Here is a 23074-nt window from a genome sequence, read left to right as displayed (position 1 = left end):
AGGCTCAACTGATCGGGAACAACGTGAGGTCAGTTAGGTTCCTGTCCCATAACTCAACTTGATTGAAGAGGTATATATGAAGAGGTTCGCATTCGCACTCCTGATGGTCGCAGCAGGTGTCCAGTTCAGCATTGCTCATGCAGCAGATGCAGATGCCACGCAAACCGCACAGGCCGCGAAGCAGGCCGCTCACGCGAAGCAGATTGTGCATCCGCTGCTCGATGGTGAGCCTCAGACCGGCGCAAACTGGGATTTTTCCAGCGCGCACGATGCGGATGGCTACGCGGTGCCGCGCTCCTGAGCGCCAGACTCACGATCTGAGACAACGAGAAGTAGGGGGCGCAAGCCCCCTTTTTGCTTGGGGCGTCGGTGTAGCTACCACGCCCGCTGCTGCGGGACACCGGAAGATGGCAATGGATATCGATCGTCAATCAACACGACGGAAAATCCTCGAAGTTGTGCGTGAGATGGCCGGAAAATATCCGACTGAGGACTACTGCGATGCTCGCCAGCGGTTCGGGCTGCTAGGGAAGATCAGGAGTCTCGCGAAGAACGTGATGCCGACTGCCAGGCAGTGCTGGGAATATGTCGGTCTGCACAGGTCGCATCTTGTGGATGAATTCGAGTTTGCGCAGCAAGACAATGCCGCGCAAGTCTGACGGCAACTGACATGGAGAGAGTGATGCGCCGCCGAACTCCAAAAATCTACTCAACGCTGCGTCGCCGATTTTGCTTCGAAGCGTTGAAGTTGATGGGCTTTAAATACACGAGTACAAGCGGATCGACGCTGGTAAAGCTCGGTGCATGCCGGACGCCCTATGCGACCGCGAGGCGTGATGGTGAACTCTGGCGCGTAACACCGCTAGTCAGCCCACGTGTATGGCGTCCGCGCTGAACACGGTACGATGTTCAGAAGGCACAAGGGCAGGCAGGGACCGGAGTCTCTGCCTGCCCTTGCCCGATTCGTCGCTCTCCGGCGCTTAGGCTTTCGCGCAGTCGGCGAACGACAGCCGACGTGTACTACCTGGTCGCGTTAGAAGCGATGACGGATACCCACGGTCGCCACGGCTTGCGAGTTCGAATCCGATGCGGACACTCCCACAATATCTGCATGGATCTTGCCCTGACCGTCTACGACGCGCTGATACGCAGCTTCGGCGTATACGTCGGTGCGCTTCGACAGCAGGTAGTCGCCTTGCAGTGTGAACTGGTGGTACTTCGGATTCACGCCTTCCAGACTCGCGTCGGTGTACGTATAGGCTGCCGACAGGGTGAAAGCAGGCGTGAAGGTATAGCGGCCATTGAGTTCGTAGTTGGTGAAATGGGCGCTGTCGCCAGCGAACGACGTCGTAGTGCCCGAAGAGGTGATCGCAGTGAGATTGCTCAACTGCGTTTGCGTGAACACGAAGCCCACGTTGGCCGCGCCGAAAGCGTAGTTCAGGCCGGCGCCGTAGGTGCGCTGACGCGAAGCGGTGAAGGTGGCGTCGTCGCTAACCGCGCCGCTGCTGTTGATGCTCGAACCTGAGTTGTTCAGTTGCAGATAGCCTGCACCTGCCTTGAGGCCACCATACGAGTACGTTGCGCCGACGCTGTAGGCGCGGTTATTCGCGAAGCCGCCCGCAGCGTTCGAGAAGCCATACAGCGCATTGAATTTGAAGCCGCCGTAGTTCACGCTCTGGTACTTGAGCGAATTGCTCACGCGGAACGAGTTGTTGAGGTTGTCGTTGTCGTACGGGTGCGCAGCGAGCGTGCCGCCGTACTGCGTGCCGTTCAGCGACAGTCCGCCCAGGTTGTCGACCACGCTGTCGTACTGACGACCCAGCGTGACCGCGCCGGCGCGGTCGCTCGAAAGACCGACAAATGCCTGGCGGCCGAACATGCGGCTGCCTTGGCCAGTCTTACCGGTCGACAGGTTGAAGCCGCTCTCGAGCACGAAGATCGTCTTGAGGCCGCCGCCGAGATCTTCACTGCCGCGCAGGCCCCAACGGTTTCCGTTGACGAGGCCGCTAGCCTGCTGGAAGTTCGAGCTGCCGCCCTGGTTCGACGTGTACGCGATACCCGAGTCGATCAGGCCATACAGCGTTACCGAGCTTTGCGCATGCGCTGCGCTTGCGAACACGCCGACAACAGCGGCCGCGACGAGAGTCTTTTTCATCTGCTATATCCTTTGAATTTCATAAGCCGCTATAAAAGCGGATGCGCAGAATAACCGAGACGCATCGGAATAGCGCAGTCACTGTTACCAACAAACAACGCCTCATATTTCATAATTTTTCATTCCAAATCCTTTCCATTTATTAACCAAAAATACGCAATTCACTCTTTCCATTTTTAACGCGTAAGATCCGTGCCTGTGTTGATGATTTGTCAAATTGGATGCTGAAAAATGAGCACGTGATAGGCACCGTGAGAGCGCGCGCGAGGCGGGTACACAAGACGACGTCAGATTTATGTGATGTATTCGATATGTGCGGCCTGTAATGTCGTGAAATAAAACACCGCGTAGAATTCTTTGACATGGGCGTTAAACGCCCATAGAATGGATACAACTGATCGGGAACAACGAGAGGTCAGTTAGGTTCTTGTCCCGTAACTCAATCTGGTTGAAGAGGTTAATATGAAAAATATCGCATTCGCAGTCCTGACGGTTGTTGCAGGTTTCCAGTTCGGCATCGCTCACGCGGCTGAAGCTGACGCCAAGCAGACCCCGCAGGCGACGTCGGTCGCGCAGACGCACTCCAGCGACGCCTGGCAGGTCTCGTCGAACGGTATCCGTCACCCGCTGCTCGATGGCGAACCGCAGACGGGCGCCAACTGGGATTTCTCCAGTGCCCACGATGTCGATGGCTACGCGGTGCCGCGTTCGTAAGCCGCCTGCCATCCACCAAACGGGGACGGCGCGTGCCGTCCCCAACTGACCACGCTTACTGAAGGGGTAGCAATAAAATGAAGAAAATGCTTTTCGTCGCGCTGGCTCTCGCCGCAGGTGTCCTCGCAACCGCCCAGGCTGCTGACGCGCCGGCCTCGAACGCAAATACGCAACCGACCGTCAAACAGACGAATGCCAACGACAACTGGAAAGTGTCGTCGAACGGCATCCGCCACCCGCTTCTGGATGGCGATCCTCAGACGCGTGCAAACTGGGATTACTCCGTCGATCACGATGTGGATGGCTACCCGGTGCCGCGCTCGTAAGCCGTCTGTCTGAAGCCAACCCGGTGGAGGGCGTGTGCCTTCCCCAAAACGATCACGCTCAATCAAGGGGTAGCAAAAACATGAAGAAGATGCTTTTCGTCGCACTGGCTCTCGCCGCAGGTGTTTGCGCAACTGCCCAGGCCGCCGAAGCACCGGCCGCGAACGCTAACGCCCAACCGATTGCCACGCAGGCGCACTCCAACGCCATCTGGAACGTCTCCTCGAACGGTGTCCGGCACCCGCTGCTCGATGGCCAACCGCAGTCGGGCGCCAACTGGGATTACTCCAGCGCCCACGATGTCGATGGCTACGCAGTGCCGCGCTCGTAGGGGGCAAACTTGGAAATCCGGGGAGGGGGCGTGAGCCCCCTTTTTTCGTTGCGCGGCATTGGGAGAGCCGTACCGTAGAATAGGAGGTTTCTCTAGTGGACCCTGGTCAAGACACCGCTGCTGCCTCGTGGGCGAGCTGTCGACGCCGCGTGAATCTCATGATGCCTTCTCACCTGCCTTATCCGAAAGGCGACTTGCGCCGGATGCTGACTGTACTTGCTGCGATTGACGTGCTGCCGGTAGCGACTATCCAACTTGTCGCGGAGGCTGTGGGGCTGGACCGGCGTACTGTGAAGCATCTGATCGATCAGGCACGAGAGGAGGCCTGTGTATCGATTCGCAAGGATGGTTCCGTCTATTCGATCATTAACTGGGGGCCGCTCCTCAGGAAGGACGCGGCCATTCGGGCGCTGCGGACCGGCTTGTACCCCGAGGCGGACAACACCTAGAGAACCGCGAAGCGCGCTGCGTTCGATCGCACATTCACGCACCCGCGCGATGCGCAGCAGTGAACGAAAGCGAAGCGCTGCTGCGCTCATTCATCTGTGCCATGCCGGCGTATGTTGCAAGATTCCGAAAGAAAACTACGCAATGTCGGGCATCTTTCGTCGATAAAATTACAGCGCTTTCCTGCGCATTTGCGGCAAGGACGACTCGCGCCGAAAGGTTCGCTCGCCGAAGCGCGACAGCTTATTCCCCTGTCATCCTCCCCAGCATAGGGGTTGCTCACTTGTGCTGTGGCTGCGACTCCCGCCGTTGGCCGGTGCCATCGCAACTCGGCGGCTGGGCTCTGCCCCTCTATCAAGTCCGGCTGCGCTCAGACGCGCTGTTTCATCGCGTCTCACAAAATGAGGCTATGTCGTCGGTTGTGCGGATAGCGTGATGCTGGTGGTGCGGGCTGTGGCTAGCGACGCGGTGAGGTTGTACCGCTGCAACAGGCTTTCATTACGCGCCGTTACAAATACAAGTCAGATACACACAGATGAAGAATGCAACACACCTGCGTAGCGTGACCGGCACGATTCGGGAGCGCGCGGAGCATCTTCCCGTAAGACGACTGGTGCGGGCATGAGTGGCAACGCATCACCATCGCCTCGCAGCTTAGCTACGCTTGCTTCGTGGGCTTGGGGCCTGTGTGGCGCATTGATTGTTGGTCCTGCCTTGATGCTGTTTGCCTTTCTGGCGTTCGACAGTGGCTTTTCGTTCCGCAAGCTCGCAAGCGACTATTACAGCGTTGCAGCGCTGGAGACGACGCGTCCCGCGACGCCCGGCTTTATCTCGATCGCTGCGTGTCCAGGCGTTTCAGCGCCGCTTCAGGCGCTTTCCGCATGTCCCGACGTCCAGCTGATACTTGTACCAGTGTCGAAGCTTGAGAGCGTGATGGCGGCGCGGTTGCGCTTCCTGTACGCGGTCGCGGTGGTGGTATCGGCGTTTGTCGTTGGCGCATACCGGTTGCTGCGTCGAGCACTCGCGGGTGTACCGGGCGCGTGCAGCTGGCCTCCAGTCGAGGAGCGTGATTCAGCTTTCTCCTTTTCGGGAAGCGTCCCGCCCGCGACAGCCGACCGGAAACAAGTCAGCGGGGCGGTCACGTTTGCGTCTGGTACGCGGCTTGGCTCATTGAACTACCGCTATCGCGATACCCCAGGAAAGTGAATGGTCAGGATGCCGTGCCCTTGGAGCTGAAAACAAGCCCGCTAGTGCGGGCTGTTTTTCGAGCTTGCTAGAGCAGACGCGATTGCAGAGGCCTGACGATCCCACGCAGCAGTCTGTGTCTTCGCGCGTCACTTCGATGCGAGATGCGCTTCTGGGGGCATGCAATCCGACAATGCCATGAAAATGTTCTATCACGCGTGATGTTGTTTAAAACATGACGCGACAAGACATATATTGCCTGTATAATTTCGTGACACGGACGGTCTCCCACTTCTTTGCTTACTAAGGGACGCCGCCGCGATGTTCGTCTGCTCGAACAACTGCACGAGGGAGTCTGTATATGAAGAAAGTCATCGCAACATTGGTCATTGCTGCATCGGGTTTCGTCATCGATACGTCGGCTCATGCAAGTGACGCATGCGAGACAATCATCTGCTTGGCGGGACTGCTCCAGGGGTCGGGTGGGGGCAGCGAATGCGACTCCGCGGTGGCGGAGTACTTCGATATCGTCCCAACGCGCCATGGTCATCCGGATCTCTCCGCCATGCCCAAGCAACGCCTGGCATTCCTCAATCAATGCTCTTCAGACGTCGGCACCTGGAAGACGGACATCAACAACGCGTATGGACAAACGTATTGAGCGGGCGTCCAGCCAGGGATGCGTTAGTAAGGTCCGATTTGTGACAAGTCACATGATCCTGCTGGATGACGGTGCGTTTTTTATCAAGCGCAGTATCAACGGCGACGCGGCGTCTGCGAGTGGACATCTTCTGCACCGCTGCGGCTCCGGTGATGGCGTGCTCGATGCGTACGAATGCGTTGGCACCTATGAGCGCGAGGCGTCCGGCGCGTGGGGCGCATCCGTCAAAGTACCTTGCGACGTTGCAACCGGAAGCTGCACGCGCAGGCTCGGGACGTTCAAGACCAACCACGATGCAATAACCGCTTTGTGGAAAGCGCGCCGTGATACGCGCTTTACGTGTCAGCATTAGCGCGAACAGCGCACCGCACCGGCCGGCAGCCGGAAATGGAGCTGGAAACGATGAAAGTGGCCGCCTACGAAGCCCGCCGTGCTCACCGCGTCGAGAAGCGTGCGCGAACCGAGGTTGTCATCACCCGCAAGGCAGTTATACATGCATTTTCCGCCCCCGGCATTTCGCGTCAGGCGGCAATGGCAATTGTGCGGAAGTATATGGGCAGCAGCCCCGTTCCTCCTGCATGGGGGCAGCTTGGTGTGCGTGGGACGTTCGATGGAAAGATTGAGCGGCGCTGGTCCAGGTTTATCCGTCGTTTGCGTCCAGCAGGTTATGCGGACACGCAAGGGCGTTGGGTTCAGCCTTTTGTGCAGACTGCCCATGACTTTGGCATCGCACCGGAACAGCGCGGCGCCGCTCCGATCGTGAAGCTGTTGCGAACCCCCCCGCACGGGCAATATCTCGTCAAATAAAGATGACGTGTGGCGCAATGTGTCTCATACTATGACGTATAAGGTCACGTTAAGCAGGAACAGCAAGTATGGCTCCCAGTCTTTCTCCGTCAGGATCGCAACAGGCCACCGCGCTGCCAGTCTCGCGCGCCTTCGCCCTCGTACTGGCATTACTTGCTACGAGCACTTCAATCTGGATCTCCGTGATTGCTGGCTGGGACCGCGGCGGTCAACTTGGCGAACGGCTCGCTTGGGTTCTCATGGGCCTGGTCCTGCTGCTTGGAGCCCATCTCATACCGGCCCTGTGTAGCCGCGCGTCGCCTGTTGTGCGCCTGCCCGCGCTCTGCATCTGGCTTGTGTCGATGGCCGCGACGGGATACGGCCATGCAACGTTCTTTGTACTTGCGCAACAACATTCGGGGGCGCTTCGTGCCGCCGCACTGCGGCCGGACTTTACTGCGCCGGCGTCGATTGTTGGCCGGACACCAGCCGACGTCGCGCTCGAGAGGGCGAGGGTCACGCGGGATCTTGCTAGGGCGAACGCGCAGACGTGCGAACTGCGCTGTGCGGGCTTGCGTGTCACGCGTACCACGCTCGCCGCGCAGCTTGCAGCGCTCGATGTTGAATTCGGTGAGGCGACTCGCCGTGAGCACCTGGCAGACGATGCCCGTGCGCAGCAGGCGCGTTTTCAGGCGCGGCTAGACGCGGCGCGCGTTGATCCAGTGACAGCGCGAATTGCGCAGACCTTTGGCGTTGCAACAGGTGCGGTGGACCTATGGCTTGCCCTCAGTTTCGGCCTCTTGCTGGAGTGCGTCGCGTGCCTTGGCTGGCTGCTCGCGCTGCGTGAAGACTTGGCGTCAGCGGTAGACAGTCGAAACGCAACTACCGGTCTAGCGATTCAGCCAATCGCCAACGCTGCTGGCGCAGCGCCGTCATTCAGCGAAAGTGCGGCCGAGTTGCAGGCCGCAGCAAGTATTCCGACGCTGGCGATCGGGGATGCCGATGTGGCAAGCGAAACGTCTCCATGCGCGGATCTCGCGCGCGTCGAGGCAGCGGTGGAAGCAAGAAGTATCAGACCCACGGTGATTGAGATAAGGAGTTTTTTGCGGTGCTCGCAGAGCAGGGCGCTCAAGATGCGCAGACACCTTATGTCGCGCCCCGACTTGGAGCACCTGACAAGCCAGGGAACGCCTGCTTCGGCCCTGACACATTGAGTTCTGTTGCGGCCATAATGGTGTGTACGCAACAAACACGGAACAGAACAGAGGAGCGGTTCACTTTTAAGGAGTCCAACATGCACGCACTGCTCAACGTCCTTGGCTGCGGCGCCGTAGCGTTCGGTTTGTACTATGGCGTCTACTGCGTTCTCCGTTACTTCGGGCACGTCGCGAAGACGACCGACATACATTTCTACTGACTCATTCGATGGGGTAGATAGCAACTGGCCCGATACGGTTCATTGCCTGTTTGAACCGGCGACGGATACGCAAGAGTTCCTTTCCTGCTGGTAAGGTGCCAGAGGCACGAACCCTAGTCATGCAAGCGGCGGACGCGTATAATTCGATGTACTTTTTATCGTAACTCCATGCCTAGCATGGATTTGGCCCGCCACTTCGGCGGGCTTTTTTCTTTGCAGCGAGCGATTGACGCCCTGGCGGCTCCGCGATCAGCGACGCCTCGACGTTCCGCTAGAGTGCACATGTGCACGAACTATGCCGCGGTGCGGTGATTTGTAGATTCGCTTGCGGCGAAGTCGCTAGGCGAGGCGCGGTCTGTTTCTCAATCGGTTCCCCCGGACGGATCAATGCCTGTGGAGGCTTACCTGCGCTGCTGTGAAAGGCAAAATTGGCCGCGAGTGCGGAATAGCGCTCGATACGTCATATAGTTCGCATGGCGTCATATTATCCATGATAGTGTGACGCCTTGCGCACAATTAGGGGTATTTGAATGCCCGACTATCGCTTTGATGACGTCATCGTTGCGGACGACACTCAAGACATCCAGAGCTACCTTGCTGAAGCTCACGCAGCGAAGATCCGGCCGCTGTGCCTTTGCCTTCCTGACGGAGTGCCGATGTACGTTGCGAAGGCGGGCAAGGCGTTCATCATCAAGCGGATGCCCAATAGCGGCGCAACGCATTCAGCAGATTGCACGTCGTATCGTCCGCCCGAAGAGATATCGGGCATGAGTCAGGTGCTGGGCGAGGCCATCCGCGAGAATGATGAGGACGGCACGACTGCACTCAAGCTCGATTTCAGCCTGTCGAAGCAGGGCGCCCGCACCGCTCCAACTGCATCCGGACTAACCTCCGATACGGTGCGCGCTGATGGGGCCAAGCTCACTCTGCGCAGCACACTGCATTACCTGTGGGACCAGGCGGAACTGAATCGATGGACCCCCGGTATGGCAGGCAAGCGCAGCTGGTATGTCGTGCGCTCACGCATCGTCGCCGCGGCCGAGCGCAGCGTTACGAAAGGTGCCCCACTCTCGACTCAGCTATACCTGCCGGAGGCTTTCGTCAGCGATCAGGCCTCGCAGCTGCGGCAGCGGCGCATCACGCACATGGCCGGCCTTGCCAGCAGCCAGAAGGCGCGTAAGCTCATGATTGCGATCGGGGAGATAAAGGAAATTGGCGCGGCACGCTATGGCTTCAAGCTTGTCGCCAAGCATCTGCCGGACTTCCCGCTGATGATGGAGGAAGCGATCTATCGACGCTTCCGCACACGCTTCGCCAACGAGCTCGACATCTGGAGCAGCATGGAATCGTCGCACCTCGTTTTCATCGCGACGTTCGGCCTCGGGGCGACCGGAATAGCTTCAATAGAAGCGATCGCCGTGATGTTGGTGAACGCGAACTGGCTTCCCTTCGAGCACATGTACGACGCGATGCTGCTCGATTCGCTTGTCCAACAGAGGCGCCGCTTTGTGAAGGGCGTGCGCTACAACCTGGCCGAAAGCAAGCCACTCGCCTGCGCAGTCCTCTCCGACGTGCCGCTGCATCCGAGCGGGGTCGCGTTGTACATCCGCAAGCCGGGGCTCGAGCCGCACGACATCGCGGAGCTGGACGCGCTGGCCGAGCAAAGCGAGATGCCGTCGTGGATCTGGGATGCCAGCGAGGAAATGCCGCGCCTACCAGACAACGTGCTCAAGGTCGAACCTCCCGCGCCGCCGAGTGAGCCCGTTGAGTCGGCGTGGTGAGGCGGCGGTCAGCAGCTGCACCCGCCACCTGGAAAAGGCCGCCATGGAGCGGGATTTTCGCATTTTGTGCTTGACTGCGATGTGGCGACTAAGCCGCATTTGGTAGCCGGCGCTAAGATCAAAAATTCAGATGCCTGCCGAGCGAAACGTGGATGACGTCAACGCACTGGTGCTGTCCCTGTATCAGAGCGCCAGGGAAGTCCCGCTCGACCAGTTCCAGGAGCAGGCACTGCAGGTCGTGAACGCCACGCCGTCCTTCGACGTGGCACGGTGGGGGACCGGCAGCTTTGATACACAGTGCCTGATCTTACACGCGCCCTTCCTCTACAACGACTCGCCTGAGAGCGTGCATGACTACACGCCGCTCACGGACCATGACCGGGTCGCGTTCTACTGCGCATCTCACTCTGGCGAGACGCTGAACTGCTATTTCCCCGAGCGAAGCCGGCATGCCCCCGGACTCGAGGCGTATGCCCATCGCTATCGACACGAGCTGGGGCTTATTACCGCCTTCCAGAATCCCCTGACGGGGCACACGGCGTCCATCTCCCTTTACCGCGCTTACGAGCGGTGCGCTTTTACGGAAGGCGAGCGCTGGCTGATGCAGACGCTCTTCCCGCCTCTGCTCGAGACGCTGCGCGTCTGTCAGCGTCTCGAAGCCGAGCGCATTCGGCAGGTCGACGATCGCAGTCGGTGGAGCGTGGCCGTGGCCGACATGGGCGGTGTCTTCGCCAACAGCTATGTGGTAAAGCTTCATCGAGAAGCTGGCTGCCGGCAACTGATCACGTTCCCGCTTTGGCCTCGTGCTAGGAGCGGGTGCTTTGCCCTTGTCAATGCATACAACTCTTGCTCGTCAGCGGTGCACAACAACACATTGCGCTCTACCGTCTGCGCGATAAGAATTCACGCATCACATCAGACTACGGGGTGCGTAATGTCCAGGGTAAGAGCATGGAACGGGGATGATGGCCGGCACAAAAACCGATACGTAATCTGTGCTCAGATTGAACTGATGTTCGAGACGATGGCGCCGACAGCATGGTTTGAGCCGCACAGGGACCATTACATCAGAAGCTACGGGAAGCTCAGGAAAGAGGCGGCGCGCCTGACCCGTTCCCGCGACTGGGACGAGAGCAAGATTGTCGGTTTCCTCGAGCGGATGTTCTCAAGACGGGAGGGCGGCTGGATGGCGCGCGCAGAGGGTCGCTGCTACATCAATCGCGTGACGGCGGCGCGCCTGGCTGATGCGTTGAATGCATTCGACCACAGCGACGAAGCGTTGTCGAATCTCGTGACCATTGCGAGTTCCCTTGTGAACAACTCCATGGTCGGTGTCTCGAAGTTTCTCCACTTCTGTCTTCCACATCTCTGTGCAATCACGGACCAGTATCTTCGCCTCGTCAGCGGCACACCGCCCCCCGGGGAGCCGATAGCGCAAGCCGAATATTTCCGAACCTACATGGCGGCGTTGAATCTGGTGAAGCGGGAGCACGCAAAGCTGGCGATGCAGTGGGCGAACAAGGTGTTTGGCTACCGGGTGACGAGAATACGGGCGATCGAGGCGTTCGTTTTCTATCACGTCCGTGAATTCGACAAAGGGCGCTTGCCAGCACTGCGCGCCATCATGGGCCGTGAGCCGCGGCAGTCTCGCAATACGACGCACATACACGCCTCTTCCTGCAGCAAAGTGGCCACAGGCGTGGCCGCCGCGGTTTGACAGACCCGGTGTGCGTTAGCAGGAGTGGCATGGGCCTTGAAACGTGCTTCGTGCTCAAGCCACTTCGGCGTCGATGGCACCCAGCAAGCTCTGAACGGAATTGAGATGCTCCTGCGCAGAGCCGGCCGCGGCAAGCCGTGCCATGCTCTCCTGACTGTTCAGGTCGGTCTTCAGGTATCCAAACGTGTTTGCCACACTTTGGATACATCGCTCGTGAATCACATTGCAGCTTTCGAATTGAGGTTTTCGCTGAGAACGCGGATGACCGCACGCGCAGTCAGCGCCCGCCTTTTTACGCAAATCGCATATTTCCCGCGTTCCTCTGCATCAAATTCAAAAACCGCGGACTAACACGCGCTTGCGCTCTGTATTTTGGCGCACAGTTCCCGGCTGAGAGTCCTGATACTAGTTCCTCTTCGACCAGGAAGGTGTCTGCATTACCCGATTAGGCCGGAACCTCTTACGGAACAAGGAGAGCGATTATGCCAATGGATTCGATGGCGCAAGGCGCAGCAAACCACGGCGGAGAGAACATCTTCATGGAAAAGCAATCAACAATCCGACATCTCCTTGCCCGGGGGACCGTGACTGATCAAATAGAGGAAGGCATTTGCTTAGCCCTTGTTTTGACATGGCTCGCCAATGCCAGCCCAGCTACCCGCGTCATCAACGGCACAGCCGCCGTTGTCAATGCGATATTTAATCAGGGTTCACTTGTGCAAACATGGAAAGCGGACTACAGCACCGTGTCGACTGCAGGGCAACAGAAGTTAGCTACTAGTCAATTCTGGTTTTCGTACCAGGCACGCCCCTTTGCTGCCGGCAAGAATATTGATCAGGATATCCTTACCAGTCAGCACGCTGCCGGCAATGTGGCACGTTTTATATTGTGTCTGCAGACATCCGACCATCAGTATTACGCGCATGCGCTCGGAATACGGAAAATGGCGAATAATAGAGATGTTTATTTTTATGATCCAAACTACGGCGCCGTTCTTCTCCCCACCATAGCCACGTTCCATACATTTCTGGCTGACTTCATCCAGTCCCTTTACACTGCCTGTGATGAGTGGTACATCACGGGTTTCTTGAACTGATGAGCCGCAAAGGCGGAGCCGTCCAGGAATAGCACGGAAACCTGGATTCCCAATTCGCATATTCGCCGGGCCCATGTGCGCGGCAAAAAAACCGAGCAATGCGCGGGTCGGGAGTAGCAGGTTTCCTTTCGTTCAGGTCGGACCGACTGACTCGCCAAAGGCGCCTAGCGGTGACGTCCACACGGCAGGGTCGATGAGGAATGCCGCCGAGAAGTAATTGCGCATGGCTATGTCCACCCTGTAGCCACCTCGATAGATTACGATAGGCGAGGGCGCTACGAAGTAACCAAACCGGGCGCGGCGGCCCTGCCGCGCTCGTTCCCTACCTCCGTCCCTCGTCGCGGCTCGTGGCCGTTCTAGCGCCCCGATTTTCAATCAGGCTTCAAAGCTCGTAGCCGATAACGCTAATCTCGTGCTGGACCATCGGGTGGCTGAAACTGACGTAGAAGGTTTGTTGGTCAACCACCATCACCTTTGCCACGCCAGAAGGGCCAGAAAGTTCTTGGCTCATTGTCCCTTCTGCATTAGATGAAATTCGTATCAGCAACGGAATCCCCTGAATATCACTCCATAGGCGGTATTGAATGGACGCAATGCGTGCACTGGGCGGAATTCCCGAGCTAGCATCGACCTTGATCAACTGCGTCCATTCAACTCGGTGCTGCGAGAGATTTGACTGAGCGACGCTTTCGAGCGGAGCAGTGGGCGCAGCGGTCACACTCGACGCGCGTATCCAGCCGTCCAAGTTGTGTCTCCTCGACAGCGCGGTGATCGCCTTCGGCACTTCGATGTTGATATCTTTGATATGGCCGACTTCAGCGCACAGTTTGCCAGTAACGAGAGAGTGGAATTCTTTGTAGGCTCGCGTATCGTCCTGTTCGATCATATCGCGGCCTTGCTTGCGCACCTTGTCGTCAAGCATCTCCTCGGTCAAATACAAGGCGAAAAGCGGCTTCTTCGTCTGCACAGCATACTCATACTCAAGCTGGATATAGCTTTTCCCTGAGGTCGAATCGATGCTGCCGTATCGCCCGCCGAGGATCAGCACGAAGATGTCGCTTTCATCGATCCAACGCCGGATTATGTCCATCTGCTCAACGTCAGCCGCAGCAAACAGTTCCATGCCGGCCGGAATGTGTCCAGCGGAGAGTATCGACATTACTGCCGCCTGGCGCTCCTCCTTCATGTCGCGGTAAGTGGAGGAGATGAACACCTGATACTTCTTTTCCATGTCGCGTTGGTCTCGGTTGCGAAGTGATGTGAAGTCTAGCACCGCCCAATACGAACCCCGAGCACCCTCAAAAGCACGGAATTCTTTCCTGCGCACGATTGACAGGACCGGCTTGACAGCTGCCCTACCTCGTCCGGCAGTCCGCGCGTTTCCGTGCACCAACGCGTATTAGCGCAGGACGCTCGGAGGACGCACAACGCGGCACGTGTAAGAGATAGACTGGTGTTCACTCCACCCCGAAGGCGCGGCAATATGCGCATCGTCACAGACAACATCGGCGCGATCACAGGGATCATCGGAGCGATAACGGGCGGCTTTGCCCTTTGGAAGAGCTACCAGGTTAAATCGCTCGACTTGCGGCTGGAGCTGCGAAAAGCACTCGGCGAGGCGCATCACGCGCTGCGCTCGCTGCCCGAGCTTCTGGACTACGCTGACCGGTCGCGCCGCGCAGTAAACGCTCAGGGCGGTCAGGCCGGAGCGACCCTCGCATGGGAGCTAGCCTTAGTAGCTGACCGAACAGCGATAGGAAACATTGCGGCAGAGGTACGCGATGAAGATGCCGATTTCGCTGCCATGTCAGACAAGCAACTCGAAGTGGCAATTGTTGCGACGCACAATCAATTCCTGCGCTTGGAGGCTTTCGTAACGAAGTATCGGGAGGCGGTCGCGGCGGATGACGACCGGAGGCGAGAGATCAGGCGGGAAAACACCAACTTGGCGCACGCGATGATCACGCGGAGATAGCGCGGAGATAGCGCGGCGAGCCGTCGGACAGGAAGCGCCCAGACACGCTCCCGGTTGTATAGAAGGGCGGCAGCCCGTGCCCGGGTCGTTCCGCCCGTCCTACTGTGTCCACCCGCCACGGCGACTGAAACGGTGTGCGGGCTGTTCTATTTCAGCGTCGCCGGTTCGAGTCGATCGTGCCGATGCGGTTGAGTTCGGCCATGAGGCGACGTCGTAAGCGGGCGAGAGCCCTGCGGCCGTCTTCCACGGTCGCGCTGTCCTTGGATAGGTGCCAGAATTCCTCCGCGGCCATCGCCTCGAGCTCGGAAAACGCGTAGCGGTCGGTCTGCACTTCGAGTGCGAACCGCCGACACGCCGGATTCTCCCTCCAGCCTCGCCGCAGTTCCTCGTAGGTGGGCGTGACGAATGGAGGCAGCCCGAAGCGGCTGCGCTCCGCGCGCTGGCGCGCTTCCTTCTTCCAGTCAACATCGTTGGCCGGCGCATCCACTAGGTCGAGCGGCGCCACAAGGCGGCGGTCGCGCTTTGTGTGCTCGATCTTGTGCGAGCGCTGGTCCGTGTAAGCTCAGAAGTCAGCGCACGCTTCGGCGTCGGTCATCCATAGCGGCGTCTGATCGAAGCGGGCACGCTGCTCGTCCCAGTAGGCCCATTTCCATTCCCAGAGCGGTTCCATTGCGATTCTCAAAACACTGTATAAATATACAGTATCATGCGGGGTAGGCATCCCGCTAGTGATGACAGAATGGGAAGAGATTGGAGGGGTTTATGTGCACCAACTACGCAGCGGCGCGCCGCGACCAGCTCTTCAAGCACTTCGGGATCGAGCCGCCTGAGAGCCCGTGGCGCGATGAGGTCTACAAGGACTATGCCACGCCGATCATCTGGCGCGTCGAGGACGACGACCGAGCGGACCTCGCGACGTTCGGCATTGTCCCGCGTCGCCATATCCCAGAGGGCGTGAAGGCGTTCGACACGATGAACGCGCGCTCTGAAACTGTTGGCGAGAAGCGCTCATTCAGCGGGGCGTGGAAGAAACTGCAACTGTGCCTCATCCCGTGCAACGGCATCTATGAGCCCAATTACGAGAGCGGCCACGCCGTGCGCTGGCGCATCGGCTTGGCCGATCACGCACCGTTCGCGGTCGCCGGCCTGTGGCGCGAGTGGAACGAACCCGAGGGCCGCGCGCTGTCGTTCACGATGCTGACACTGAACGCAGACTCGCATCCGCTGATGCGGCGTTTCCACAAGCCCGGCACCGAGAAACGCAGCGTGGTCATCGTGCCACGCGACCAGCACGAGAACTGGCTCGCGTGTCGCTCGACCGATGAGGCCCGATCGTTTCTCTCGTTGTATCCCGCGGACAGCATGAGCGCCGAGGCCGCTCCGGCACCGCCGCGCAAACCGAAGGCAGCTACGACAACAGATCCGTAAGAACATCTACTGGCAGTGTGAACTCAAAAAATGGAGCCAACATGAAGAAGCATGAAGCCCTTCAGCAGTCGTCGGCGACTAAGCGCGCCGTGAAGTTCGCCGGCAGCCTTGGCGTCGTCGCCGTGGTGTGCTCGGCGCGCTGGGGCTCGCATGGATGGACGATCCGGACTTCCGGCGCCAGTTCATCATCGATCGGCACTGCAACCGCAACAGTAACCGCACATAGTTAGCATAGGTGGAAAAAGTCGATCAGTTAGCCTTTGGTTAATTCGTCGGGATTCCTAGATATATATCGAGATTTGGAGGATCGCTGACCGAAGGTGTGGCCGCGATCGCCTCGGTCGACTCAGACACACATCCGCTATACCAGATAATTCAATTGTTACATCGGAGTACTAATAGTAAAAAATGCGAATCTTGGTGCCTATGGCGTAGTGTTGCGTCGGTTTGGCTTTTCAGGTTTTGTTATATTTCAACGGGGAAGGCGGCCGAGTTATCCACAGGATACGGCCTTTTTAGGGAGTTCCCCGTTGCGCATCCCCAACCGGGACGTTTGTTGCGTCGAGTATTACCCGACGACGCCACACGATACTGACCAGGAGCGATCCACGACGGCCGTCGTGTTGCGCACGATCTAGCTGGTTTGCGATCTGGGTCCCACGCCGAGTTGCCACAGCACGTCGATGTTTTTCAGGTACAAGGCAACTTTCTCGGGCGGAGCCTGGATGATCGAATGTCCATCCTCATCAACGTTGGCCACGTGTGCGGTCCACGGGTCTTCCAGGCATTGGCACATGTCGCTAACATCGTCGCGATACTGCTGCAGCTTTTCCGGATCCCAATCACGCACGACGTCAGCCGCCAGGAGAACCGTTAGCGTGCCTTTCCTCTCACCGATATACCGTATCGGGGAGAGGAGTCCGCCGACGTAAAGCATCATGATGGCGTCGATCACGCGATCGTCGTGATCTTCATCCCAGATGACCGCGAAGTCGAGAAACGCGCACCGCTCAAGCCGGTTCAGCAACTCGTCGTGCCACACAGGCGCCCGAAGCACGGAGTAGTGAGTTCCCCGTCCGAGCTTGCCGATCGGATGGGTTTCATCGTGCAGGGTCTGGAAGAAGTGGCAATAAGACATCAAACGCTCCTTTCGGGAGAGAGGCGGCTTCCGCCGCGGAACCTCAGCCATTTCGTAGCTGGGGTATCGAGCAGACACTATCACACCGCAGGGGTGGTTACCGTCGCTTTGTGTCTTCGCGGCGTTTTGATTCAGTCGACGGCATTGCCGATACAGCCGCGGCCGGTATCGCACCGAGTTCGGCAAGCTTGTCACGCGCCTCCCGATTGTGTTCATAGAATTTCGCCCATTTGCTGAAGCCACCGAGTTCGCCGACGGCACGCAGCATGGCGAGATGGGAGGCGGTAAGCAACTGCACGGTGGATTCGAGTTCTGCAATCCTGATGTCCTTGTCGGCCAGCGACGCGGCAGTGTCAGCGCCGGAACGTTTCGCGATCCGGCCTCGCCAGCGCCGGTACGCTGACTGCCGCTGCTGATACTCGGCAAGCAGGCGGCTGCGAGACTCGCTGCGGGTAATCGACGATGCCGCCTTGATGGTTGGGTGCAACCGGGCAACAGCGCGCGCCGTAATGTCTTCGTCGTCAGCCAGCAGCGTCTCAAGAATTTCGCGCATCTGCCCGTCGCCGGCCGATGCCGATTCACCGGGTTCAGTCATCAAGTACTCCACGTTGCGGCGGTACGGAGAGGTCGATACCGTCCGGGAAGGGGTGTTTGCCAGGTGGCGTCGCGAGCAGCTTCTGTACACCAGCCAGCCGCCTTTCGGCATGTTTAAGCTGGTTTTTCCAGCCGACGCTCGTTGAGGGGCGGCCCTTGATCGTTTCCAGCGCCAGCTTAAGCTTGCCTTCGAGACGGACGAGGTTCTGCCGGTGCTCCGGGAGGTCGGTCGCCGAGAGATGGCGGCAATCATTGAAACACTCCAGATGCCTGGGGCACGGATCGACCGTAAACGAGTTCAGGCAGTGTCCATAGGGTGTGGCATGGAATCCGTCGGCTTCAGCACGTAGGTATTCGTACGCGGCCAGGTCGCCTTCCATGGCCTGGATGCGCCGGAACGCATCAATGATCGGCCCTGAGGCCTTGCCGCCCTTGATGAGCCTCGCCACCGTGCTGGCTTTCTCGCCGAGTAGTAGTTCGATATCCTGCGGAATTTCGATCTGATCGAGATCCTCCGCCAGACTGCGATGATCGTACTCATAGCTCTGGGCGACACTGCGCCTGTTGAAGCGCTTCGAGATGATCGTGTCCGCAACACCCAGACGAAACAGTTCCGTGTTTTGCAGATGGCGCAACATGTGCGCCTCTATCTTCAGGGCGCGGTCCTCTTGCGCTTCGGCATACTTGGCAAACAAGTTCGGTACAGCACCATCGTCCAGCAAGCCGTCATAGATAAATTCAGGGTCTGGGCGGCTAACGGCAATGTAACGGGACACGTCACACAGTCCATCATTGCGCTCCTCGGCAAGCGAGCGCTTCGGTTGGACGAAGAGAAGCTCCCACGGTTGAACGGCGCCAACTGCCAGCGGCAGCGGCATGATGTCGGACACCTTGGATGGCGTCGCGCGCCGGATGTGCTCCTCGAGTTCTCCGACATGCAGGTGCGTCGCATGCCACTCCAACCGCTCTGTAAGCTTAACCTGCGAGCCGTCGCCGTGTCGGAAACGCAGGCTGGTCTTACCTTCACGCATCGCCGTCTTCAGGCGATTCCCGAACTGGTAGACTGCCATGTCGAGCCTCAGGTTTCCACTGCGCCGTCGCTCATGCTGGCATTCGTGTAGTTCATCAAGGACTACTGGATTGAAGCTCTCGCGATAGCGCTCTATGAAGGTTTCCCGTTCGATGTTCGACCAGAACGGGTTACCCGTGAGACGCGGGTAGATTTCGACGACGGGCACAACACTGTCGACCGGATACCATGGCAGTAGGCGGCCCGTTTCGCACTGGAGCTTCAAGGTCACACGTAGTGGTTCAGTGAGCCGGGCCACGTGCTCCAATGTCTCGGCCAGCAGCGCGCGGAACATTTCTGGAACTGGCTGGGTGCTTTCTCGAAGGATGCGGCTGTCGGCCTCATCATCCTGCTGCTTCTCCGCGAAGTGACGGATCATCAGGGATGTCGATATGCCGCCAGATTTACCGGCCAGCTGCCCCCTCGAATCCAGATACGTTCGCTCCCGCTGCCAGTCGACGGGCAACAGTGCGACTTCACCTGCACGCATGCCGGTAACGATCAACGCGCGCACCGCGGCGAAGCGGAGGTCGTCCATGAACGTCTGCGGCTTCTCTGTCATCACGATGCGCGCCAATTCCCAGAACGCCCTGCGTTCTGGCAGACGTTCACTCCGCTTGCGGGTCTCGATATCGTCACGAAGCTTGTCCGGCGACCATGTATGTTTCGCCGTGATCGCGCTTTTGCCTCTCATCCGAGGCACAGCAAGCGCCGGGTACAGCGGCCCCGCATTACAGATATGTTGCGCGTCGAGTACGACCTTGACGATGCCTGCCACCTGATCCCCTAGCGCTCCGGTGGCCTGGACCGCCCTGCCGATTCGGATGGCAACGTGCAGGTCATCGATCGTCAGCTCCCACGGTTGCCTATCCACACACGTCGCGATGACCCTCAGCGGGCGCGCGATGGACTGCGTCACATGACCAGTCGTGTTGCGTCTGAACAGCAGTTGCTCGACGACGGCCGCCTTGACCAGATTCTGCCATGCGGTGGACAGCGGCCGTCGAGGCAGCGGTGCCAGTCCGCGCTCGATGCGCTCTGCGTTGACGAGTGCCAGTGCTTTCGCATCAGTTCCCAGATCTCGCAGGTAAAAGCTCGGCGGCGGGACATCACCGACCACGACCGTCAAGTTCCAGCCGAGGCCGTCTTGCGCGACGCCGGCCCCGTCGAGAGGTATCTCCCAGTCCAAGCCCTTTTCGCGCGCGAGAGCCTTCCCGAGTTCGATGAACGCTGCGTAGTGTCGGTTCATCAGTCCTCGCTCTCCAGTTCGTCAATGACGGCCTCTATTTCAGCAATCGTGCGCTGCAACTGGAGATAGGTCGGAGACACCGTGTCGCCACGGGAACCCTGTTCAAAGAACAGGACCACCTCGCGCATCGAGGCCAGCACGCTCTCGTGCATCGCCTTGTCGTGCAGGGGCATGAACTTCCTGCACCCGTAGCACGACGTCACCGGGTTATAGGGGCACGCTGGCTGTCCCGACGTGCAGCCACCGATGCCAGCGATCGGAATGCCGTGAGGCACGCCGCCGATCTGCTGCTCACCCTTGAGTTGGGTGAGCTCTTCCGGGGAGATGAACCGGTCATGCGCGATTCTCGCCACCCGCCGGTACACATCAGACGCGCCGAGCGCCCGATTGACCCGTTCCGCGTGGGAGGCCGACGTCCGGAAGTACACGAGTCCGGTCTGAACGTACGAATGTCCCATGAACTCGGCGAGTTCTTCGTGACTCGCACCGGCATCTACCAGGCGCTGGGCTGCAGTATGTCGTAGATCAGTCGCCGTGCCGATATCATCGTAGCCAATTAGATTCTTCACGAGCGCGGCAATGCGACTTCCCGCCTCCCCGACCGATTGAACATCGAAGAAGCGAGAAGCGCCCGCCGCTCCGCCGGCTTTTCGCCATGCATGGATCGCAACGAATAGAGCCGCCCACTCGCGCTTGACCCGGCGCGTAAGCGGCCGTCTCTTCGAAACGCTTCGTTGCTTGGCCATATGGAAGGTCAGGTGCACAGTCGGTGGCCCATCAGGAGCATCGTGCCAGATACGAACGTTTCGCATATCTATCATCGAAATCTGGATGGGTCGCATGGCAAACTGGTAGGCACACAGCACCATGCCTGCGTCGTGGAGGCTTTCGTTTGACAAGGCCGGGACTGCCGGCGATCCAAGCGCCGCCACTACTTCATCCAGATGCCGCACGATCGCCGCCTCCTCATCGACCGACAGGAAGACATCCCCTGAGCGCACCCCTGCATGCGAATTGCCTGCCGGTCCCGGCAAGGAAGAGCGTACGAACTCCTCGTATGTCGGCGACCAGCCGCAGAGCCTGTGAGCACACAATAGGCGCAGCAGCGTCTTTGCGAAGCGATATGCATCCTGAGGCAGGTCGCGGGTTCGCATGACGGTCCATTCGCGAATGATCCTGTGTGGACCAGCACCCACCAGTTTCTCGACTTCTTCAACCGTGAAGTGCGCCGCCCCGCCGGCCGCCTTAAAGGCGGACACAACATGGAGTCCTTCACCAAGCAGATAGAGGAAGAGCTGTTTTACCAGCATGCCGAATGCAGCCGGATAGCGGGCAAAGTCCAGCTTATGCGTTCGCCCGTATATCAACAGTTCGAACGCTTGCGCATTGTCAGGCGAGGGAATGGAACGGGTGACGTCATCGAACTCGTCGTAGTATCGGATAGCGGGAGGGAGTGCGGGAAGCGAGGAGACAACGTTGGCGACAAGCCCATCACCATCGAAATCGGCATGGGCAAGACGCTGACCAGATGGCTGACTCATCGTCACAGTCCCTTCGGGATGGCGCGTAGCAGCGCTACACGGTCATCGAAGCTGTCGTTCCAAACGTCGGCGAGCCTGTCTTCGAATACCGCTCGTGCATAGCGTGAAGGCATGACAGATTTCCTGGACCATCCAAAGAAGGTCCGCATTTTCTGTAGCGCTTCATCCATCTGATCGCCGCTCTCCAGCATCTGATGTAGACGTAAAGCCGCACTTGTGTGACGCAAATCATGCGGTGTTACGGAGAACTTGTTGCAGCGGTCAATCAATTCCTGACGCGCAGCGGAGGGTAACGCATGGGAGGCCTTGCGAAACGCCCTTGTCAGCGATTCAGTCGCCAACGGATTATCGATATACGAATTGAGCAGGAAGGGGTGGCTCGGGCGGCCACGATAGTTTTCGACGTAGCTTTGAACCAGTCGCGCCGTCACCGGACTGACAGGAATCTGGCGCACAGAATGAACGGTCTTGATGCCTGGCTTCGAGTACCTCGGGTCGATCGACTCTTCAGCCTCTTCGTCCTCGTATTCGTTTTGCTGTACATCGATCCAATGACGGACCGCTTGCCGTTTTTTATCGAACCCCGATTTCACACAATCGGCCGTCAGCAACAGCAACTCGCCGCGCCTCAGGCCTTGGTGCAGCATCAGCACGAAGGCGATGTACACACGCCAGCGAGTCCTATCACCCTTGAAGGGATTCTGGATCGACTCTGGATCCAACAGTTCGTAGAGGGCTTCCACGACGGAAGACGGTAGCGAGCGAACGATTTCGATCTGACCGCTTTTCCGCACATGCAATTGACCGTACAAGGTCGACAGCCGATGCAACCGTGCCTCCACGTCCCGTAGCTGATCGTCAGGAATGCTACTTGTGGACAGCCAGGTCAGTACGTCGGTCACAAACCGGAGCCCGGCATTCCAACGTAGCTCGTCCGCTCTGGTGACTTTCGGCTGGTTCCGGATCGCAACAAACCATGACTCGAGAACGTCAGCCAGCGCCCGCACGTCCATCTCAGCCAGCGCATCGTCCAGACCGTTCACGCCCAGGATGCCGTCCGCATGCTGGTATAGGTCTTCGATGTATCGGAGCGCGCCCGTTTGTGTCGACTCGGCCAGATGTCCCATCGAAACCAGCAGCCAAACGTTGGCCCAGTATCGAGGGATGGCGGAGTCGTCTACGAGTGTGATGCCTCGTAGGCGGCCAGGCACAAGCGCCTCCGCGAGCCGCAAAAAAGCCATGGATTCGCGCAACAGTAAAAGATGCCAAATCCTAAGTCACTGTTGCTGATGAATTGATGACAGACACTCGATGACGCAACACTTCAAAAGATACCACTGTCAAAGCCATTTTCAGATGTCCGCTTCCCGGCCAAGTTCAAGTGTCCGCTTTTGCGGGGTTCAGGTTTTGTCTTTCACGGGTTGCAGCTCACGCAGTGTCGAAGATCGGATCATGAACGGGCAGG

At 58.8% G+C, this 23074-nt stretch carries 25 protein-coding genes; 17 read left to right on the top strand and 8 right to left on the bottom strand.

Annotation, left to right across the window (positions count from 1 at the left end):
* The first annotated feature begins 76 nt into the window (after positions 1-76).
* Entirely contained in the window at positions 77-301 is a 225-nt protein-coding gene (locus tag AB3X99_RS33340) for a hypothetical protein (protein WP_342925060.1), read from the top strand.
* Positions 302-413: 112 nt separating this feature from the next.
* On the top strand, positions 414-659 hold the full coding sequence (locus tag AB3X99_RS33335) for a hypothetical protein (RefSeq protein WP_342925059.1): 246 nt from the start codon (positions 414-416) through the stop codon (positions 657-659).
* Positions 660-1033: 374 nt separating this feature from the next.
* Here AB3X99_RS33335 and AB3X99_RS33330 read toward each other — a convergent pair whose 3' ends face one another.
* Complete coding sequence (locus AB3X99_RS33330) at positions 1034-2155, bottom strand: porin (RefSeq protein WP_342925058.1); 1122 nt, start codon at positions 2153-2155, stop codon at positions 1034-1036.
* A gap of 462 nt (positions 2156-2617) precedes the next feature.
* On the opposite strand from AB3X99_RS33330, the gene AB3X99_RS33325 reads away from it, so the two are divergent.
* From AB3X99_RS33325 to AB3X99_RS33270, 12 genes are all read left to right on the top strand, one after another.
* Positions 2618-2869 carry a hypothetical protein gene (locus AB3X99_RS33325; RefSeq protein WP_342925057.1) on the top strand — a complete coding sequence of 84 codons (252 nt, stop codon included), beginning with the start codon at positions 2618-2620 and terminating at the stop codon, positions 2867-2869.
* A 77-nt stretch (positions 2870-2946) separates the two neighbouring features.
* Complete coding sequence (locus AB3X99_RS33320; RefSeq protein WP_368619367.1) at positions 2947-3195, top strand: hypothetical protein; 249 nt, start codon at positions 2947-2949, stop codon at positions 3193-3195.
* 80 nt (positions 3196-3275) lie between these two features.
* Positions 3276-3524 (top strand): hypothetical protein, encoded by a 249-nt coding sequence (locus AB3X99_RS33315; RefSeq protein WP_342925055.1) that lies wholly within the window; start codon positions 3276-3278, stop codon positions 3522-3524.
* A 158-nt stretch (positions 3525-3682) separates the two neighbouring features.
* A complete protein-coding gene (locus AB3X99_RS33310) occupies positions 3683-3973 on the top strand; it encodes a hypothetical protein (protein WP_342925084.1) in 291 nt (96 codons plus the stop codon).
* A gap of 619 nt (positions 3974-4592) precedes the next feature.
* Positions 4593-5177 (top strand): hypothetical protein, encoded by a 585-nt coding sequence (locus AB3X99_RS33305; RefSeq protein ID WP_368619366.1) that lies wholly within the window; start codon positions 4593-4595, stop codon positions 5175-5177.
* 340 nt (positions 5178-5517) lie between these two features.
* Positions 5518-5817 (top strand): TrbM/KikA/MpfK family conjugal transfer protein, encoded by a 300-nt coding sequence (locus AB3X99_RS33300; protein WP_342925053.1) that lies wholly within the window; start codon positions 5518-5520, stop codon positions 5815-5817.
* 52 nt (positions 5818-5869) lie between these two features.
* Positions 5870-6169: a hypothetical protein gene (locus AB3X99_RS33295; RefSeq protein ID WP_342925052.1), complete on the top strand. Its 300-nt coding sequence runs from the start codon at positions 5870-5872 to the stop codon at positions 6167-6169.
* Between the two features lie 50 nt (positions 6170-6219).
* Entirely contained in the window at positions 6220-6624 is a 405-nt protein-coding gene (locus AB3X99_RS33290; protein WP_368619365.1) for a hypothetical protein, read from the top strand.
* A gap of 68 nt (positions 6625-6692) precedes the next feature.
* Positions 6693-7817: a hypothetical protein gene (locus AB3X99_RS33285; protein ID WP_368619364.1), complete on the top strand. Its 1125-nt coding sequence runs from the start codon at positions 6693-6695 to the stop codon at positions 7815-7817.
* 733 nt (positions 7818-8550) lie between these two features.
* A complete protein-coding gene (locus tag AB3X99_RS33280) occupies positions 8551-9801 on the top strand; it encodes a DUF1173 domain-containing protein (protein WP_342925049.1) in 1251 nt (416 codons plus the stop codon).
* Positions 9802-9949: 148 nt separating this feature from the next.
* Positions 9950-11518, top strand: coding sequence for a hypothetical protein (locus AB3X99_RS33275; RefSeq protein WP_368619363.1), 1569 nt, complete (start codon positions 9950-9952; stop codon positions 11516-11518).
* A gap of 482 nt (positions 11519-12000) precedes the next feature.
* Positions 12001-12615, top strand: a complete 615-nt coding sequence (locus tag AB3X99_RS33270) for a YopT-type cysteine protease domain-containing protein (RefSeq protein ID WP_368619362.1) — start codon at positions 12001-12003, stop codon at positions 12613-12615.
* Between the two features lie 382 nt (positions 12616-12997).
* On the opposite strand, the gene AB3X99_RS33265 is transcribed toward AB3X99_RS33270, so the two are convergent.
* Positions 12998-13846 (bottom strand): DUF4062 domain-containing protein, encoded by an 849-nt coding sequence (locus AB3X99_RS33265; protein WP_342925045.1) that lies wholly within the window; start codon positions 13844-13846, stop codon positions 12998-13000.
* Between the two features lie 252 nt (positions 13847-14098).
* On the opposite strand from AB3X99_RS33265, the gene AB3X99_RS33260 reads away from it, so the two are divergent.
* Positions 14099-14590, top strand: a complete 492-nt coding sequence (locus tag AB3X99_RS33260) for a hypothetical protein (protein WP_368619361.1) — start codon at positions 14099-14101, stop codon at positions 14588-14590.
* A 151-nt stretch (positions 14591-14741) separates the two neighbouring features.
* Here AB3X99_RS33260 and AB3X99_RS33255 read toward each other — a convergent pair whose 3' ends face one another.
* Positions 14742-15095 carry a hypothetical protein gene (locus AB3X99_RS33255; RefSeq protein WP_368619360.1) on the bottom strand — a complete coding sequence of 118 codons (354 nt, stop codon included), beginning with the start codon at positions 15093-15095 and terminating at the stop codon, positions 14742-14744.
* Positions 15096-15352: 257 nt separating this feature from the next.
* Between AB3X99_RS33255 and AB3X99_RS33250 the strand changes: the two genes are divergently transcribed.
* Positions 15353-16018 carry an SOS response-associated peptidase family protein gene (locus AB3X99_RS33250; protein WP_342925042.1) on the top strand — a complete coding sequence of 222 codons (666 nt, stop codon included), beginning with the start codon at positions 15353-15355 and terminating at the stop codon, positions 16016-16018.
* A 41-nt stretch (positions 16019-16059) separates the two neighbouring features.
* Positions 16060-16248: a hypothetical protein gene (locus AB3X99_RS33245; protein ID WP_342925041.1), complete on the top strand. Its 189-nt coding sequence runs from the start codon at positions 16060-16062 to the stop codon at positions 16246-16248.
* A gap of 404 nt (positions 16249-16652) precedes the next feature.
* On the opposite strand, the gene AB3X99_RS33240 is transcribed toward AB3X99_RS33245, so the two are convergent.
* The 5 genes from AB3X99_RS33240 to AB3X99_RS33220 form a co-directional block, all read right to left on the bottom strand.
* Positions 16653-17156 carry a hypothetical protein gene (locus AB3X99_RS33240; protein WP_368619359.1) on the bottom strand — a complete coding sequence of 168 codons (504 nt, stop codon included), beginning with the start codon at positions 17154-17156 and terminating at the stop codon, positions 16653-16655.
* 97 nt (positions 17157-17253) lie between these two features.
* On the bottom strand, positions 17254-17751 hold the full coding sequence (locus AB3X99_RS33235; protein WP_368619358.1) for a hypothetical protein: 498 nt from the start codon (positions 17749-17751) through the stop codon (positions 17254-17256).
* On the bottom strand, positions 17744-20068 hold the full coding sequence (locus AB3X99_RS33230; RefSeq protein ID WP_368619357.1) for a hypothetical protein: 2325 nt from the start codon (positions 20066-20068) through the stop codon (positions 17744-17746). The genes AB3X99_RS33235 and AB3X99_RS33230 overlap by 8 nt, the downstream gene beginning before the upstream one ends.
* A complete protein-coding gene (locus tag AB3X99_RS33225; RefSeq protein WP_368619356.1) occupies positions 20068-21609 on the bottom strand; it encodes a site-specific integrase in 1542 nt (513 codons plus the stop codon). The genes AB3X99_RS33230 and AB3X99_RS33225 overlap by 1 nt, the downstream gene beginning before the upstream one ends.
* A gap of 2 nt (positions 21610-21611) precedes the next feature.
* Complete coding sequence (locus AB3X99_RS33220) at positions 21612-22736, bottom strand: tyrosine-type recombinase/integrase (protein WP_368619355.1); 1125 nt, start codon at positions 22734-22736, stop codon at positions 21612-21614.
* Positions 22737-23074: the final 338 nt, after the last annotated feature.

The organism is Paraburkholderia sp. BR10882 (assembly GCF_040948855.1).
Lineage (GTDB): Bacteria > Pseudomonadota > Gammaproteobacteria > Burkholderiales > Burkholderiaceae > Paraburkholderia > Paraburkholderia nodosa_A.
This window is presented reverse-complemented; position numbering and strand designations above follow the sequence as displayed.

Bases quoted from the DNA above. Each gene is read 5' to 3' on its own strand.
- AB3X99_RS33280 (WP_342925049.1), top strand. From the start codon at position 8,551: ATGCCCGACTATCGCTTTGATGACGTCATCGTTGCGGACGACACTCAA.
- AB3X99_RS33315 (WP_342925055.1), top strand. From the start codon at position 3,276: ATGAAGAAGATGCTTTTCGTCGCACTGGCTCTCGCCGCAGGTGTTTGC.
- AB3X99_RS33285 (WP_368619364.1), top strand. From the start codon at position 6,693: ATGGCTCCCAGTCTTTCTCCGTCAGGATCGCAACAGGCCACCGCGCTG.
- AB3X99_RS33270 (WP_368619362.1), top strand. From the start codon at position 12,001: ATGCCAATGGATTCGATGGCGCAAGGCGCAGCAAACCACGGCGGAGAG.
- AB3X99_RS33260 (WP_368619361.1), top strand. From the start codon at position 14,099: ATGCGCATCGTCACAGACAACATCGGCGCGATCACAGGGATCATCGGA.
- AB3X99_RS33305 (WP_368619366.1), top strand. From the start codon at position 4,593: ATGAGTGGCAACGCATCACCATCGCCTCGCAGCTTAGCTACGCTTGCT.
- AB3X99_RS33250 (WP_342925042.1), top strand. From the start codon at position 15,353: ATGTGCACCAACTACGCAGCGGCGCGCCGCGACCAGCTCTTCAAGCAC.
- AB3X99_RS33220 (WP_368619355.1), bottom strand. From the start codon at position 22,736: ATGGGACATCTGGCCGAGTCGACACAAACGGGCGCGCTCCGATACATC.
- AB3X99_RS33320 (WP_368619367.1), top strand. From the start codon at position 2,947: ATGAAGAAAATGCTTTTCGTCGCGCTGGCTCTCGCCGCAGGTGTCCTC.
- AB3X99_RS33330 (WP_342925058.1), bottom strand. From the start codon at position 2,155: ATGAAAAAGACTCTCGTCGCGGCCGCTGTTGTCGGCGTGTTCGCAAGC.
- AB3X99_RS33295 (WP_342925052.1), top strand. From the start codon at position 5,870: ATGATCCTGCTGGATGACGGTGCGTTTTTTATCAAGCGCAGTATCAAC.
- AB3X99_RS33225 (WP_368619356.1), bottom strand. From the start codon at position 21,609: ATGAGTCAGCCATCTGGTCAGCGTCTTGCCCATGCCGATTTCGATGGT.
- AB3X99_RS33265 (WP_342925045.1), bottom strand. From the start codon at position 13,846: ATGGAAAAGAAGTATCAGGTGTTCATCTCCTCCACTTACCGCGACATG.
- AB3X99_RS33240 (WP_368619359.1), bottom strand. From the start codon at position 17,156: ATGTCTTATTGCCACTTCTTCCAGACCCTGCACGATGAAACCCATCCG.
- AB3X99_RS33300 (WP_342925053.1), top strand. From the start codon at position 5,518: ATGAAGAAAGTCATCGCAACATTGGTCATTGCTGCATCGGGTTTCGTC.
- AB3X99_RS33235 (WP_368619358.1), bottom strand. From the start codon at position 17,751: ATGACTGAACCCGGTGAATCGGCATCGGCCGGCGACGGGCAGATGCGC.
- AB3X99_RS33310 (WP_342925084.1), top strand. From the start codon at position 3,683: ATGATGCCTTCTCACCTGCCTTATCCGAAAGGCGACTTGCGCCGGATG.
- AB3X99_RS33335 (WP_342925059.1), top strand. From the start codon at position 414: ATGGATATCGATCGTCAATCAACACGACGGAAAATCCTCGAAGTTGTG.
- AB3X99_RS33245 (WP_342925041.1), top strand. From the start codon at position 16,060: ATGAAGAAGCATGAAGCCCTTCAGCAGTCGTCGGCGACTAAGCGCGCC.
- AB3X99_RS33230 (WP_368619357.1), bottom strand. From the start codon at position 20,068: ATGAACCGACACTACGCAGCGTTCATCGAACTCGGGAAGGCTCTCGCG.
- AB3X99_RS33290 (WP_368619365.1), top strand. From the start codon at position 6,220: ATGAAAGTGGCCGCCTACGAAGCCCGCCGTGCTCACCGCGTCGAGAAG.
- AB3X99_RS33325 (WP_342925057.1), top strand. From the start codon at position 2,618: ATGAAAAATATCGCATTCGCAGTCCTGACGGTTGTTGCAGGTTTCCAG.
- AB3X99_RS33340 (WP_342925060.1), top strand. From the start codon at position 77: ATGAAGAGGTTCGCATTCGCACTCCTGATGGTCGCAGCAGGTGTCCAG.